This window comes from Saccharomonospora saliphila YIM 90502 (genome assembly GCF_000383795.1).
Classification (GTDB): domain Bacteria; phylum Actinomycetota; class Actinomycetes; order Mycobacteriales; family Pseudonocardiaceae; genus Saccharomonospora; species Saccharomonospora saliphila.
In genome coordinates, this window is the sequence record NZ_KB912728.1 from 165,617 (window position 1) to 179,678 (window position 14,062).

Sequence of the window (14,062 nt, forward strand, 5' to 3'; positions counted from 1 at the left end):
GCCGTCAGGCGGTGCCGACGACCTCCTCCACGACCTCGCCGGTGTCCTGGCGCCGGAAGAGCAGCTTCGTCCGTCCGTCCGGCAGCGTCTCGCTCTTGATCACCGGGTGGCCGTTGTGGGTCTCGGCGACCCGGGAGATCCGCGGTGTCGACCCGCCACGCCAGTCGTCGAGCTGCACCGGCTCCCACTTCCCACTGCCGGAGGAGGCGAAGCACGCGTCCATAACGCAGTTGACGACGTACCCGTCGTAGAACGTCTCCCGTGGCTCGGTACCGTTGTCGATCGAGTCGAACATGTCGGTGAACATGTCGACGTATCCGAGCTCACCGACCTCGTCGCCGACAGGGAAGAGCCAGCCGCTCGTCGTTTCGGCCTTCTCAGCGACGTATCCTTCGCCCTTGCCCGTGGTGAACATCTCGAAGCCGGTCCGCTGGAAGTGGTTGAGCCAAATCGTTCCCTCGGTTCCTGCGACCTCGTCGCGCAGGTCCAAGCCCCCGCGGAACGCCCAGGACACCTCGAACTGCCCGACGGCGCCGGACTCGAAGCGGATCAGGGCCACCGCGTGGTCCTCCGCGGTGATCGGGTGGACCAGGGTGTCCTTCCAGCAGAACACCTCGACCGGCCGGTTTCCCTTGCCGATGAACGACCGGCAGATCTCGATGCAGTGGCAGCCCAGATCCACGATGGCACCGCCACCGGCCTTCTTCTCGTCCCAGAACCAGGCGCTGTGGGGGCCGGGATGGGTCTCTCGTGAACGCACCCACAGGATGTCGCCGAGCGCGCCGTCCCGCACCGACTTCACCGCCCCCAACGTCTTGGGCGTGTAAGCGAGGTCCTCAAGGTAGCCGGCGAAGACGCCGTGCTCTTCGACGATGTCGAGGAGTTTCTTCGCCTCCGCGCCGGTGCGGCCGAGTGGCTTGGTGCACAGCACGTGCTTGCCGTTCTCCGCGGCGAGGCGGACGGCCTCCTCGTGCATGTCGTTGGGCAGCCCGATCACCACGGTGTCGATGTCAGGGTCTGAGCACGCCGCCTCCAGTGATGTGGTCGACCGCGGGACCCCCCAGCGTTCGCGGAACGCCGCGCCGCGCTCCTCCGAGCGCGAGTACACCAGGTCTACCGTGTCGCGGTTGCGCCCGCGATGCAGAGTGGCGGTGTAGAAGTCCCCGATCAGGCCGGTACCCAACATGGCGATGCGGTGCTCTGTCACGACAAACCTCTCTTCGTGGCGTCGGTCACGTGGAAAGTCTAGACAGGGCGCCTGGATTGGACCAGACCATTGAGCCCGGCTTTGGGTCGCCGACGGCGTGGCCGCTCAGCACGAAGGCACCGGTCCGGCTCGACTCTGGCACCCTCGGCACGGCTCGGTGTGCGATCATCCACGGGTGGCGAACGTGTTCGGGCGGGGCTCCCTGGGTGCGCCGTACTGGCGTCTGTGGATTTCGTCGGGCCTGTCGAATCTCGCCGACGGGATCGTCAAGGTCGCGATGCCGCTGGTGGCGGTGCACTACACCCGATCACCCATGCTGATCGCGGGACTCGCGGTCGCGCTGGCGCTGCCGTGGCTGCTGTTCGCGCTGCCCGTCGGCGCGTTGGCTGACCGGATCGATCGCCGACGGATGATGGTGGGTGCCAACAGTATCCGGGTCGCGCTGCCTGCGGCGCTCATGCTGGCTGTCGTGCTCGACCTGGGCTCGATCTGGATGCTCTACGCGGTGGCGTTCGGCCTCGGCATCGCGGAGACGGTGTACGACACCTCGGCGCAGTCCATCCTGCCCCAGCTCGTGGACCGCGCTCAGCTGTCGCGAGCCAACAGTCGCCTGTTCGCGGCCGAGTTGACGGCGAACCAGTTCGCCGGTCCGCCCCTGGCCGGTTTTCTGGTGGCGGCCGGTGTGGCCGTCGCCTTCGCGGCGCCGGCGGCGCTGTGGGCGGTCGCCCTGGGGGCACTGCTGCTCGTGCACGGGTCGTTCCGGGTGGAGGCGAGTCGGCACACGAGTCTGCGGGCCGACATCGCCGAAGGGGTGCGCTTTCTGTGGCGGCACCGGCTGCTGCGGGCGCTCGCCGTGATGACCGGGGTGTTCAACCTCGCGTCCAACGCCACGTTCAGCGTCTTCGTCCTGTTCGCGGTCGGCTCGGCGTCCGCCATGGGGCTGTCCGAACCGGCCTTCGGTGTCCTGTTCGCCACCACCGCCGTCGGCAGTCTGCTCGGTTCGCTGGTCGCCGAACGAATCGAACTGGCGCTGGGAAGAGCCCGCACACTTCTGCTGTCCGTGCTCAGCGGCGTGCTGCTGGTCGGCGTCCCGGCCGTGACCACGAACCCGTTCCTGATCGGTGCCGGGCTTTTCGCCGGGGGCGTCGGGATCATGCTGTGGAACGTCGTCGTGGTCGCCCTGCGTCAGCGGATCACGCCCGACCGGCTGCTCGGGCGTGTCAACAGCGGCTATCGGCTCCTCGCCTGGGGCACCATACCGCTCGGTGCCGTGGTCGGCGGTGTCCTCGCCGAACTCCTCGGGCTCCGCTGGGTGTTCGCCACGATGGCGCTGCTGATGCTCGCCCTGCTCGGTGGCATGACGATCCTGACCGACGACGCCATCGATGCGGCCGAGCACGACGCCGGTCACCGGTGAGACCCCACCGCGAAACGAGCGGGCGCTCGGCTCTCTCTCGACAAGTGAGTTCTTCGCGGGACCGCATGGATGAGACATGGCAGGTCCCGCTCACGGCCCGGTCGCATGATCAGGGTGTTGTGTTCGGTGGGATTGGTTGGCGGGAGCAGGGTGAGGGCCCGGAAGGGCGCCGGTCACGAGGGTTTTCGCGGCTGCGCGAGTGGCGGTCACAGCCGGGGTGTCGTTGTTGATGGCGTAGCTGACGATGGCTCCCTCGTGCAGGCTCAGCAGCTGGATGGCGAGCGTCTCGGCATCGTTCTCACCCACGGTGGCGGCCTCGATGAGCAGGTCGCGAAACAGGGCGCGTAACCACGCTTTCGCGGCGACGACGATTCGGTGGCCGGGATGGTCGGGGTTGGGCAGCTCGGCGAAGGCGTTGATGAAGGCGCAGCCTCGTGTGCTCGGTTTCAGCGAGTCGGCGAGCTCGTCGAAGGGCACCAGCACGCGGGTCACGGGGTCGGGGGGCGCGTCGTGGAGGCGGGTGGTGACCATGTCGCGCCAGCGCCGGTCCCGGGCGTCCAGGTAGGCAGCGACGAGGTTGTCCTTCGACGCGAACCGGTCGTAGAGGGTCCGCTTGGTCACCCCGGATTCGGCGGCGATGGTGTCGACGCCGACGGCGTGGATGCCGTGCCGGTAGAACAGCTCTGAGGCGACGTCGAGGATCCGCTGGGCGCCTGGCGTCAGTGGTCGCCCCGGGCCGGTGTCGGTGTTCATCTCACCTCAGTTGACTTCACAGATCTGTGTACCTACTGTCGAGCAGGTAACTTCACAGATCAGTGTAGGAGAGAGTCACGATGGCCTGGTCACTGGACAACGAGTTCGAAGCACCGGGCGGGACGATCCGGTGGACGACCCTGGGAAACGGGGAGCCGCTCGTGCTCGTGCACGGCACGCCATACTCGTCCTTCCTCTGGCGCGATCTCGCGCCGGCCCTCGCCCGGACGCGGCAGGTCTACGCGTTCGACCTGCTCGGCTTCGGCCAGTCCGAGCAACGCGAGGGCCAAGACCTCAGCCTGGCCGCGCACGCCCGGAACTTCGCCCAGCTGCTCGACCACTGGGAGCTGTCCCACCCCAGCGTCGTCGCTCATGACATCGGCGGCGCGGTCACGCTGCGCAGCATGCTGCTGGAAGGGGCGAGCTTCCGAGACCTCACTCTGTTCGACGCCGTGAGCGGCGGCGAGTGGGAACGCGGCCTCTTCCAGCTCATCCTGGAACACGCCGAGGTATTCCATCAACTTCCGGGCTACGCCCACCAGGAACTCGTCGCCAGTCATCTGCGCCACGCCACGAACTTCGGCTACCGACCAGCGGTGCTCGACACGTTCCTCGCCCCCTGGCGCGGCGAGAGCGGACAGGCCGCCTTCTACCGTCAGTACAGCCAGCTCAAGCAGGAGCATACGGCGGAGTACGAGCACCTGATCAGCGATATCACCATCCCGACGCGCCTGATCTGGGGAACCGAGGACCGCATCCTCCCACCCCATTACGCGCGATGGCTGCACGACCGGATCCCGCACGCAGAGCTGCACTGGATCGAAGGCGCCGGCCACGTCCTGCAGGAAGACGCACCGGCACAACTTCTGGCCCACCTCATGTCCACCTTCGAGTAGCCCGCCTGTCCTGCGGGAGGATCCTTCGTCGACACGGGGGCGGGAGGACCAGCCGCGTGGTCGGTGTCGGGTGGTATCCCTCGTCGCCGCAGCGCATCGCCTGGCCTGCGGCACGATGATGAGTACAGCTACGACCGCGCGGGTGACGGCACCGGCGTCACCGGACCGCTGGCCCGGACCACCTGCGTCGAGTTCCTCCCAACGGACGCCTTGGCGAGTCGAATCGTGGCACTCGGTGGCGAGGTCGTGCTGCTGGAGCGTGCACCTGCCCCACGACAGCAGGGATACATGACCGACTTCTTCGTGCCGGGCTACGAGGCGATCGAGGCCATGGGACTGTTTCGTCGATCGAGGCGATCGCTCATCCCGTACGGACGCCCGCAGCCTACGCCAGCAGCGTAACGGCCACGGGTGGGCGCAGCGGTTGTGGCAATACGGCTACGATTACTACTCGCCTTACCGAAGATGTCAGCTTTTCACCCGATCCGCTCTGGGCGCAGAACAGCGCGACCATTGGCAACGGCACCGTTAGTGCAACGAGTAGCGGTTGGCGTAACAGGGACGCGTTTGCTCTACAGTTGGGTTATTGGCTCTACCGGAAATAGTGCTGAGTCGAGCCGTGTGCTATTTGACCGGCTGAGCCGTGGTATGTTCTGCACGGGCCGTAGAGCGGTCGGCGCGGAGTATCGAATCAACGGCCCTGGGGGCACTGAGATTGCGCATCTCGTGTGATGACGTGACGTTCCGGTACGGGCGTCGTACGGCGCTGTCCGGAGTGACGTGGGAGGTCCCTCGCGGTGTCACGGGATTGCTGGGACCGAACGGCGCAGGCAAGACGACCTTGTTGAATCTGCTTGTCGGGCTGACGAAGCCGTCCTCTGGCGAGATCGTCTTCAGCGGGGGTGGACGCGAGTCCGCTGTCGGGTTCGTGCCGCAGCAGTATTCGACGGCGGGGGAAATGCGTGTCCTGGACACCGTAGCGTACGCGGCGTGGATCAACGGCGTCGCGCGAAAGGAGTGCATCGCGGCCGCGGAACGTGCTTTGGCTGAGGTCGAGCTGGGGAATCGGGCCGGTGATCGTGTGCGTTCGTTGTCCGGGGGCCAGCGGCAGCGCCTGGGTATCGCCGCCGCGTTGGCGCACCGGCCGCAGCTGGTGGTGTTGGACGAGCCGACCTCGGGGCTCGATCCGGGGCAGCGGCTGCGTGCTCGGGAGGTCATCAGCGCGATCGGGGCCCGCTACACCGTCGTGTTGTCCACTCATCTGATCGAGGACATCGCCCATGTCTGCGAACGTGTGGCGGTGTTGGCGCAGGGCCGAATGGCCTTCGACGGAACGGTCGACGAACTGACCGCCCTGGTGGAGGACACCGAGGGTGCCGGGAGCCTGGGGTCGGCTTTCGAGCGGGCCTACGAGTCGCTGATCAACACGCTCGGTGGTGCGCGTGACTGAGTGGCTGCGCAGGCTGAGCTGGCCGTTGCCGTGGTGGTACCTGCCGACTCCCACGGTGGGTGTCCTCGTCCTCGTTCTCGCGGGCACGTGGGAGTCATTGAGCTGGCCGTATCAGGAGTGGCAGTACACCAACGCGCAGTTCCACCAACAGACTGCGTGGGTCGCGCCCCTGTGCGCCGCGGTCGCGGCCGTGGTCGCGGGCAGGCTCACGGCCCCGGGCCGGGTTTTCGCGCTTCCCGTCGGATCTCGGGTGGGTGCTCCGGCGGTGCGGCGTCATCTGGGGCAACTCGGTGTGGCGCTGGTGGGTGGCTACCTGCTCGGGTTGGTGCCGCTGGTCGTCGTCACCGTCGTCGACGCCCGGTTCGGTGGTCCGAATGTACTGGTGATGGCCAGCGGGCTGCTCGGTCTCATGGCCGCCATCGCGGTCGGATACCTCATCGGAGTCCTGGCCAGAACCGCGCTGGTGGCTCCGGTGGCGTTCCTGTTGTTCTTCGGGCTCGCGGCGCTCGGCAGTGGTGGCGACACCTATGCCGCTGTGATCCCGGTGCTCCACATCGATCCGGCACTCGGCCAGGTCGAGAACACCGCGATGGTGGTGTTCCGCTGTGACTTCTTCCTCCTGGTCACTGCGGCGGCGAGTGGGATCGCGGCCCAGCTGCTCGCCAACCGGGCCGCACGCGCGCGTTCCGGTGTCGCGGTCGCGGCGGCGTTCGCGGTCGTTCCCGTGACACTGGGGTCCCTCGGGGTCAGCACGACGCCGGACCTGTTCGCGACTCCGCCCGCTGCGCCCCGGGAGTGCATTGAGCACAATCGTATTGAGTACTGCGTCCACCAAGGCCACGGCAGCGAACTCGACGCCCTTGTCGCTGCGCTCGGCCCCGTGTTCACCGCGCGGGGGCCCCAAGAACAGATTCGGCGTGTCCACGATCGCGCGCTGCTGTTCGGCTCGCGCCACATGCCGAACACACACGCCGCCATCCTCGCTCCGGGTGATTCCCTGAACGATGCCGCGTCGCGCGGGAACGAGGCGCGTGCTCTCGCCGCGGAGCTCGCCGGGATGTCCGCATGCGTCGAGCGGTACCCGCGCAGAGGATATGCCACGTCCGGTGGAGATCATCCGTATGACAGAGCGTCCGACCTGGCCTCGTGGCTGGCTCACGGCGGTCGTGCCGTCGACGACAAGAACGTCTTCGGCAAGGTCGCCACCGGCGTGATGCGCGAGTGGATGGCCGAACATCCCGAGGAGATCCGCACCTGCTCGCTCGACACGGTCGAACTGCCCTCATGATCATGATCCTGCTGCGCTACCGGCGGACGCATTGTCTGCTCGCCGGTGTCGTCGTGTGTTCCGCGCTCGGTCTAATGCTGTCCGGCCGGGTGCTCGACATCGGCCTCAACCCCAACGACCCTGCGGTGTCGCTTCCGGTGGTCGAAGCATGCGGCATCGTCTGTGCCATCCTCGCCGCGATCTCGCTGCGGCCCCGTCTTTGGGAATGGGATCACACCGCCGGTGGACCGCGAACCGCCGTTCCGGCTGCCACCGCCGCCGCCGGGGGGATCGCCACCGCTCCGCTCGTGGTGGTGATCTCGACCGCGTCTTTCGACCTGCCCCCCTCCGCGGAGGCGTATGACGTCACGACCGTGCCCGAGTTGTTCGCCTTCTCCGCGTTGAATGCGGCGTTCGTCGCCGCGCTGGTGTTCGCCACCACTCCGTTCGTTGGCCCGGCTCTTGCCGGTGCCGGAGGAGTGTTTCTCTGGATCGGCACTGCCGTGGTGAGCAACCTCGTTCCCGCCAGTCGCCACTACACGCCGATCACCGGCCTGCGCTTCCCGCTGCCGGGCACCTGGCCGTACTCTCCCCTTGCCGCCGTGCTCGTGGTGGCGACTCTCGCGGTCACCGTGCACGCCCGCACACGCGGGTCGACTGCGTTCGCACAACGGCTCGCACGCTAGCGTTCATACCGCGTCCGACGGCGGGCGCCGGTTCACCTCTCCCTTGGGTCGGAAGCGGTTCGGTGTTCGGCGAGTTGCCGTTGTCTTGCCCTCTCGACGCCCGCGAGGACGTCCGGGGTGACGGTGCGCAGGAAGGGCGGGATGGCGATCAGGACGGCGGTGGCGAAGACGAGGAACGCGGCACGCATGCCAACGACTTCCGCGAGGAGTCCGATCGCGCCCGTGCCGATGGGCATGCCGAGAGCGACGGCGCTGCCGACCGCGACCAGCAGCCCGCCCACGAACGGGCCGCAGAACTCGTTGCACACCGTTTCCGCGCCCGTGATCCGGGAGTTCGCCCGCTCCCGCCAGCGCGGACCGATCGCGGCCGGGTCAGCGCCATCGCGGAGGTGAGGGCGATGACCTCGGCCACACCCAGGACGGCGCCTCCGGCCAGCAGCAACGGCGGCGTCACCGCATTTGGGGCCCAGACTACGAGGAGCGCGGCGATGACGCGTTCGGCGTCGGCGTCGCTGAGGTGGCGCTCGCCGAACAGCGCGCGGTGGTACACCAGTGACCCCAGCGGGTCGAGGATCTGCTCGCGGTCGGTGTCGTCGCGCAGGTGTCCGCGAGCGATAGCTCGATCGAGCATGGAGCCGACCGCGGCCCGCGGCGGGTCCATCACGATGCGCAGGTCCGCAGATTCGTTTAAATGGGAATCCGGTGCGTCAACAACCACGTCCGGAACGGAGACAGGGACATGCCGATTGAACTCAACCACACCATCGTCGCCGCACGCGACAAGCACGCGTCCGCGCAGTGGCTGGCGTCGATCCTGGGGCTGCGGGTCGGCCCGCCGTACGGCCCGTTCGTCCCGGTCACGACCAGCAACGGGGTCGACCTGGACTTCCTCGACGTCGACGGTGACGAGATCGTGCCGCAGCATTACGCCTTCCTGGTCTCCGAGGACGAGTTCGACGCCATTCTCGGGCGGATTCGGCAGGCCGGTATCTCTCACTGGGCCGGTCCCGGTCATCAGGGGCCGGGGGAGATCAACCACAACGACGGCGGTCGCGGCACGTATTTCGACGACCCCAACGGGCACCACATGGAGATCCTCACCCGCCCATACGGCAGCGGGCAGTAACCGACCCGCGCCGAGGCGACACGGGCGGGTGCGAGCTGACCAGGCCTACGCGGTCTGGCGCCCCGCCCGCCGGATGACCGGCGCGCCACACCGGCGCAATAGGGAGTAGTGGAGCCGGAGGCCGGCGGATCGGCTCCGGGCCAGCACCGCTCAGCCCGCGCGTCCTCCGCGTGTCCGCCCGCGGCGGTCGCTGCTCGCCACCGACGGCGGGCGGCAACACCGCCGTATTCACCGTGAGCGTGTGGAGGAGCCGGAACGTGCCGTCGTTGCGGGCCTCATCGTGCACGCGCTAGTATCAGGGCAGTTGTACAGGACAGTCGTCCAGTTCAAGGGGAAGGGGAGCGCCGTGTCCTCTCCGGCGGCAGCACGCGGCCAAGAAGTGCGGCGGCGCCTGCTGGCGGCCGCGGTCGAACTCATTCCCGAACGCGGTTGGTCCGCGGTGAGCACCCGGAACCTGGCCGAGCGCGCCGGGGTGAACCCGAGCGTGGTGCACTACCACTTCCCCTCCCTGTCGGCCTTGCTCAACGAGGCCACGGTCGGGGTCCTGCGGGGTGTGCTGCACGAGGTGGACAAGGTTTTGGACACCGCACGCACTCCGGCGGAGGCGGTCGAGGCGATCCTCTCCTCGGTGCAGCAGTACACCGGCGACGATCCGACCTCGCTGCTGGCCATCGAGGCGTACTTGGCGGCCACGCGGGGAGAGCCGCTGCGTGAGGAGGTCGGCGGCATGGTCGCCGAGTTCCGTCACCGGTTCGGCCGCTGGCTGGGTGAGCGCGGTGTGTCCGACCCCGAGCAGACCGCAGGGGTCCTGCTGGCCGCGGTCGACGGCCTGCTCCTGCATCGCGGGATGGGCACCGGAGTGGACAGCGGTGCGACCGCCGCGGTTCTCCGTCGGCTGGTCAGCTGACCATGACAAAGGAGGACGCTGTGAAGGTGGTCATCTGCGGGGCCGGAATCACCGGTCTGACCTTGGCGAGTCGAATCGCGGCACTCGGTGGCGAGGTCGTGCTGCTGGAGCGTGCACCTGCCCCACGACAGCAGGGATACATGATCGACTTCTTCGGGCCGGGCTACGAGGCGATCGAGGCCATGGGACTGCTTCCGTCGATCGAGGCGATCGCCCATCCCGTGGCGGAAGCGAGCTTCGTCGACGGGCGCGGGCGCCGCCGTGCGAGCCTGCGGCCCGCGCGGTTCGCCGACGGAGCGCTGTTGCATCTGATGCGGCCGGACCTGGAGCGCGTGCTGCGCGAGCACCTGCCACCCGTGGTCGACCTGCGCTACGGCACCAGCCCGGTGGCCGTGGCCGATCACGGCGACGGCGTGCGGGTCACTCTGGACGACGGCACCGGCCTTGACGCCGATCTGCTCGCGGGCACCGACGGCGTGCATTCGACGGTGCGCCGACTGGTGTTCGGCCACGAGGAGCGGTTCCTGCGCTATCTCGGGTTCCACACCGCCGCGTTCTCGTTCGATTCACCACGGATCCATGCCGCCGTGCAGGGTGGAGCCTGCCTCACCGACACCATCGGCAGGCAGATGGGCTTCTACGCGCTCGGCGAGGATCGCGTCGTGGCCTTCGGCGTGCACCGCACGCCGGACCCGGCACTACCGGAAGACCCGAGGACGGCGGTGCTCGACGCCTACCGCGGTCTGGGGTGGGTCGTGCCGGAGGCGCTCGACCGGTGTCCGCCCTCCCCGGAGATCTACTACGACCAGGTCGCCCAGATCGTGATGCCCCGCTGGCGTCAGGGGCGGGTCGTGCTGGCCGGTGATGCCTGCTACGCCGTCTCTCTGGTGGCAGGCCAAGGCGCGTCACTCGGAATCGCCGGCGCCTACCTACTGGCCGATCAGCTCGCACGGACGCGGTCGGTCGAGCACGCACTGGCACGGTACGAGACGCTGTGGCGTCCGGTGGCCGAGGAGAAGCAGCGCGTGGGTCGGTCCGGCGCCGGCCGGTTCGTGCCCGCGACGGAGCTGGGGCTACGGGTGCGGCGGAGCGTGCTGCGGATGTCGCGTCTGCCGCTGTTCGACCGTTACGTGACCGCGACCCTGACGGGCAAGTCGACGTCGCTCAGCGCGACGCTGCACCAGGGCGACGGCTCTCGGCAGCTGATCGGCACCGAACTGGCACGGTGAGGAGCCAGGATCGGTCGGCTTATCCCCTGGCGCCTGTGGCCTGCTGGTCCTGGACTCACACCGGCCATCCCCGCGGGGGACGGCTCACCGTCGGGCGGCGAGGAAGCGCTCGCGGGCACCGGCGAGATCGACCATCGGCTCCGGGTAGTCGAGGCGGGAACGCACCGTCTCCGACAGCGTCCACGGACGGTGTACCTCGGGGCCGGTGATCTCGCCCAGTTCGGGCAGGTGGCGCCGCACGTAGGCGCCGTCGGGGTCGTAGCGCTCGGCCTGCCGCAGCGGGTTGAGCACCCGGTTCGGACGGCTGTCGGTGCCGGTGCCCGCGACCCACTGCCAGTTCAACTGGTTGTTCGCGATGTCACCGTCGAGCAGATGGCGCAGGTAATGCCGGGCACCCGCGCGCCAGTCGAGATAGAGGGTCTTGGTCAGGAAACTCGCGGTGATCAACCGGGCGCGATTGTGCATCCACCCCTGCCGCAACAGCTGCCGCATGCCCGCGTCGACGATCGGGAACCCCGTGCGCCCCTCCTGCCACGCGCGCAGTTCCGCGGGAGCGTCGCGCCACCGGTCGCCGCGCGGCCGGTAGTCCTGGCGGGCGCACGCCGGGCGGGCGGCCAGCACCTGGTGGTGAAAGTCCCGCCAGGCGAGCTGCCGGGTGAACTCCCGCGCCCCCGGGGTACGGGAGCCGACCCGGTGCAGCACCTCGACCGCCGAGAGAGTGCCCAGGTGCAGATGTGGCGACAGGTGCGAGGTGCGGTCCCCGGCCAGATCGTCGTGGCCCTCGGCGTAGTCGTCGACCGGGCCCGCGGCCCATGCCGCGAGGGCCGTGCGGGCGGCGCGTTCCCCGCCGTCGAGGGTCCCGGCGGTGGCCTCGGCCGAGCTGAACGCCTCCGGTCCCGGCAGAGCGCCGGGGGAGAGGCCACCGGGCAGGCGAACCGTGTCAGGAGGTGCGAGCACCGAACGGAGGGGCGTCTCCAGCCACCGCCGCAGGTACGGGGTGAACACGGCGAAGTGGTCCTGGCCTCCCGACGGGCTCAGGCGCGCCGGGGCGACGGCGGTGATCGTCTCGGTGTGCGCGTGCACCCGGGCACCGGCCTCGTCGAGTTCGGCGCGCAACCGCGCGAGCCTGCGCTGTGCGTGGCCGCTGACGTCGTCGGAGAGGTGCACATCGCGGATCGCGTGCTCGTCGACGAGGGTGCGCACCCACCGCACCGGGTCACCCGTGCGGACGACCAACCGTCCACCCAGGGCGCGCAGTCCGGCGTCGAGATCGGCCAGGCACCGGGCGAGGAAGGCCGCCCGGTTGCCTCCGGGGTAGCCACTGGCCACGATCCGACTGTCCACGACGAACAGCGGGATCACGCGGTCGGCATCGTCCGCGGCGGCACGCAGCGCGGGATTGTCGTGCACCCGCAGATCCCGTGTGAACAGCACGAGGGAGACACGCATCGCGCGGAGTACCCGCGTGACCGGCCCGCCATGCCCGCGGCGCCACCGGGAGAAGCACTTCGGGGAGACGGCCGCGCTCAGGTCGGCCGCCGGAGCTGATCCGGCCCGCGCACGGCATCGCCACGGGTGTGCGAGGTGCTCGGCCAGGGAGCGATGGAACGCCCGCGTCGTTGGTGAGCGCCCTCGCGGAGCGGGCGGGCGCGGCCTCGTTCACGCGCCCTGCGTGGTGTCCACGGGGCGGGTCGCCCGCACGATGGCGATCCGGCCGAACCGGTGGTCGAGGTGCTCGACCTCGCGCACGGCGTCGAATCCGGCCTCGGTCAACAGCGTGACGAGGCTGTCGCCGTGGGCGCGGTCCACGGCCGGGTTGTGCTTGCCCCGGGACCGCACGAGCCGGGCAAGGTGCCGGAGCGTATGGGCCACGCCGTGTCCGTGGTCGTTGCCGTGACCGTGGTCGTGACGCTGACCGTGGCCGTTGTGAAGACCGTCGCCGTTGTCGTGGCCGTGTGCTGGGCGGCCGGCCTCGTCGCCGCCGGGCGCCGGGTCGCCACCGAAGTCGGCCACGGTGAGCGTTCCACCCGGGCGCAGCGCGCGCAGCGCGTCGCGAGCGAAGGTGCTTCGGCTCTCGTCGTCGATGTGGTGCAGTGCCAACGACGAGATCACGTGGTCGAGTGCGGAATCGTCGGCCGGAATCCGGTCGGCGTATCCCTGGACAAGGGTGAGGCCGACGCCACGGCGGCGTGCCTTGCGCGCGGCGCGACGCAAGGCGTCGCGGTCCGGGTCGAGTCCGGTGACCCGGGCCTCCCGGGTGGCCGCGAGCACGGCGAGCGACAGGTTGCCCGTGCCGCAGCCGACGTCGACCACCGCGTGGCCGGGCCCGATGTCGGCGAGCGCGGCCGTCCGCTCGTACACGGCCTGGACTCCGGTAACGCGGGCGAAAGCGTCGTACAGGGGGAGCAGCCAGGTCTTGCCCATACCGGGCAGAAACGGGCGGTCCTTCTCGTCGGGGGTGCGCTGGTCGAGGAAACGGATTTCGGTGGTGGTCATGGGTACTCCCTGTGGCCGGTGGGCCGCCTCGGACCTTCCGGGGCCGACCCGGCTTCCGTCACGTTCCAGTCTTGGACATTTCACGGGCCATGAGCAGGATGTACCTTGGGCAATGTGGCACATTCGTCGGTCGATGCGGACGTCGGACCCGGTCGCGGGTCCGCTCCGAGGCTGCGCACGGTGCGCCCGGACGGGACGCCGGTCTACCGCTACCGGGACCGTCCCGGTGTGCCCCCGGTGTCGGTGACGCGCTTCGACGCCGAGGTGTCGCCGCATGGCCTGCCTCCGCAGCACCGGCACGCCCATGACTTCCTCGTCCTGGTCTATGTCGAACAGGACGCCGGTGCGGTCACGATCGGCGACCGGGACCGGTCGTTGCGCCCCGGCGATGTGTATGCGGTGCCGCCCGGGGAGGTCGTCGGTGTCGCGGCGGTCTCGGAGCTGGCTCGGGGGAGGGCGTGGTCGGTCGCGTTCACCCCGGACGCTGTGCCCGCCTTGGCCTCGGTCTCCCCGCTGGCCTGGGCGCACCATCCGTTGCTCGGCTTGTTCGCGCCCGGCGCGGGACACGGCCGGGTCGCCGAGCCCGACCGCGCGAGCTGGTCGGCGTGGCTGGCGGAGCTGGCCGCCG

At 69.4% G+C, this 14,062-nt stretch carries 14 protein-coding genes and 1 pseudogene; 9 read left to right on the forward strand and 6 right to left on the reverse strand.

The annotated features are described in order from the left end of the window. Positions 1–4: 4 nt before the first annotated feature. Positions 5–1,207, reverse strand: coding sequence for a Gfo/Idh/MocA family protein (locus tag SACSA_RS0119750; protein ID WP_019819508.1), 1,203 nt, complete (start codon positions 1,205–1,207; stop codon positions 5–7). 175 nt (positions 1,208–1,382) lie between these two features. On the opposite strand from SACSA_RS0119750, the gene SACSA_RS0119755 reads away from it, so the two are divergent. Beyond that, complete coding sequence (locus SACSA_RS0119755) at positions 1,383–2,624, forward strand: MFS transporter (RefSeq protein WP_019819509.1); 1,242 nt, start codon at positions 1,383–1,385, stop codon at positions 2,622–2,624. 90 nt (positions 2,625–2,714) lie between these two features. Here the strand turns inward: SACSA_RS0119755 and SACSA_RS0119760 are convergent, their stop codons facing one another. Next, a complete protein-coding gene (locus SACSA_RS0119760) occupies positions 2,715–3,377 on the reverse strand; it encodes a TetR/AcrR family transcriptional regulator (RefSeq protein ID WP_019819510.1) in 663 nt (220 codons plus the stop codon). Positions 3,378–3,457: 80 nt separating this feature from the next. Between SACSA_RS0119760 and SACSA_RS0119765 the strand changes: the two genes are divergently transcribed. From SACSA_RS0119765 to SACSA_RS0119780, 4 genes are all read left to right on the forward strand, one after another. Next, complete coding sequence (locus tag SACSA_RS0119765) at positions 3,458–4,273, forward strand: alpha/beta fold hydrolase (RefSeq protein ID WP_019819511.1); 816 nt, start codon at positions 3,458–3,460, stop codon at positions 4,271–4,273. A 736-nt stretch (positions 4,274–5,009) separates the two neighbouring features. Further along, positions 5,010–5,723 (forward strand): ABC transporter ATP-binding protein, encoded by a 714-nt coding sequence (locus SACSA_RS0119770; RefSeq protein WP_232213022.1) that lies wholly within the window; start codon positions 5,010–5,012, stop codon positions 5,721–5,723. Then, positions 5,716–7,011, forward strand: coding sequence for a hypothetical protein (locus SACSA_RS0119775; protein WP_232213023.1), 1,296 nt, complete (start codon positions 5,716–5,718; stop codon positions 7,009–7,011). Before SACSA_RS0119770 ends, SACSA_RS0119775 begins: the two co-directional genes overlap by 8 nt. Continuing rightward, complete coding sequence (locus tag SACSA_RS0119780; protein ID WP_019819515.1) at positions 7,008–7,676, forward strand: hypothetical protein; 669 nt, start codon at positions 7,008–7,010, stop codon at positions 7,674–7,676. The genes SACSA_RS0119775 and SACSA_RS0119780 overlap by 4 nt, the downstream gene beginning before the upstream one ends. 32 nt (positions 7,677–7,708) lie before the next feature. Here the strand turns inward: SACSA_RS0119780 and SACSA_RS26995 are convergent, their stop codons facing one another. Both SACSA_RS26995 and SACSA_RS27235 read right to left on the reverse strand, forming a co-directional pair. Beyond that, a complete protein-coding gene (locus SACSA_RS26995) occupies positions 7,709–7,984 on the reverse strand; it encodes a hypothetical protein (RefSeq protein WP_019819516.1) in 276 nt (91 codons plus the stop codon). Between the two features lie 233 nt (positions 7,985–8,217). Further along, positions 8,218–8,337: pseudogene (locus tag SACSA_RS27235) on the reverse strand (TetR/AcrR family transcriptional regulator); the annotation flags it as partial. A gap of 78 nt (positions 8,338–8,415) precedes the next feature. Here SACSA_RS27235 and SACSA_RS0119790 point away from each other — a divergent pair. The 3 genes from SACSA_RS0119790 to SACSA_RS0119800 all read left to right on the forward strand — a co-directional run bounded on the left by SACSA_RS0119790 (position 8,416) and on the right by SACSA_RS0119800 (position 10,938). Further along, the gene (locus tag SACSA_RS0119790) at positions 8,416–8,802 is read left to right on the forward strand and encodes a VOC family protein (protein WP_028662069.1); all 387 of its coding nucleotides are present in this window, start codon (positions 8,416–8,418) and stop codon (positions 8,800–8,802) included. 346 nt (positions 8,803–9,148) lie between these two features. Further along, positions 9,149–9,709 (forward strand): TetR/AcrR family transcriptional regulator, encoded by a 561-nt coding sequence (locus SACSA_RS0119795; RefSeq protein WP_408640291.1) that lies wholly within the window; start codon positions 9,149–9,151, stop codon positions 9,707–9,709. Positions 9,710–9,729: 20 nt separating this feature from the next. Then, entirely contained in the window at positions 9,730–10,938 is a 1,209-nt protein-coding gene (locus tag SACSA_RS0119800; RefSeq protein ID WP_019819519.1) for an FAD-dependent monooxygenase, read from the forward strand. Between the two features lie 84 nt (positions 10,939–11,022). Here SACSA_RS0119800 and SACSA_RS0119805 read toward each other — a convergent pair whose 3' ends face one another. Continuing rightward, a complete protein-coding gene (locus SACSA_RS0119805; RefSeq protein ID WP_019819520.1) occupies positions 11,023–12,387 on the reverse strand; it encodes a cryptochrome/photolyase family protein in 1,365 nt (454 codons plus the stop codon). Between the two features lie 210 nt (positions 12,388–12,597). Further along, positions 12,598–13,434, reverse strand: a complete 837-nt coding sequence (locus SACSA_RS0119810) for a class I SAM-dependent methyltransferase (RefSeq protein WP_019819521.1) — start codon at positions 13,432–13,434, stop codon at positions 12,598–12,600. Between the two features lie 114 nt (positions 13,435–13,548). On the opposite strand from SACSA_RS0119810, the gene SACSA_RS23915 reads away from it, so the two are divergent. Continuing rightward, positions 13,549–14,062, forward strand: a 514-nt coding sequence (locus tag SACSA_RS23915) for an AraC family ligand binding domain-containing protein (protein ID WP_019819522.1), incomplete at its 3' end; no start/stop codon positions are given.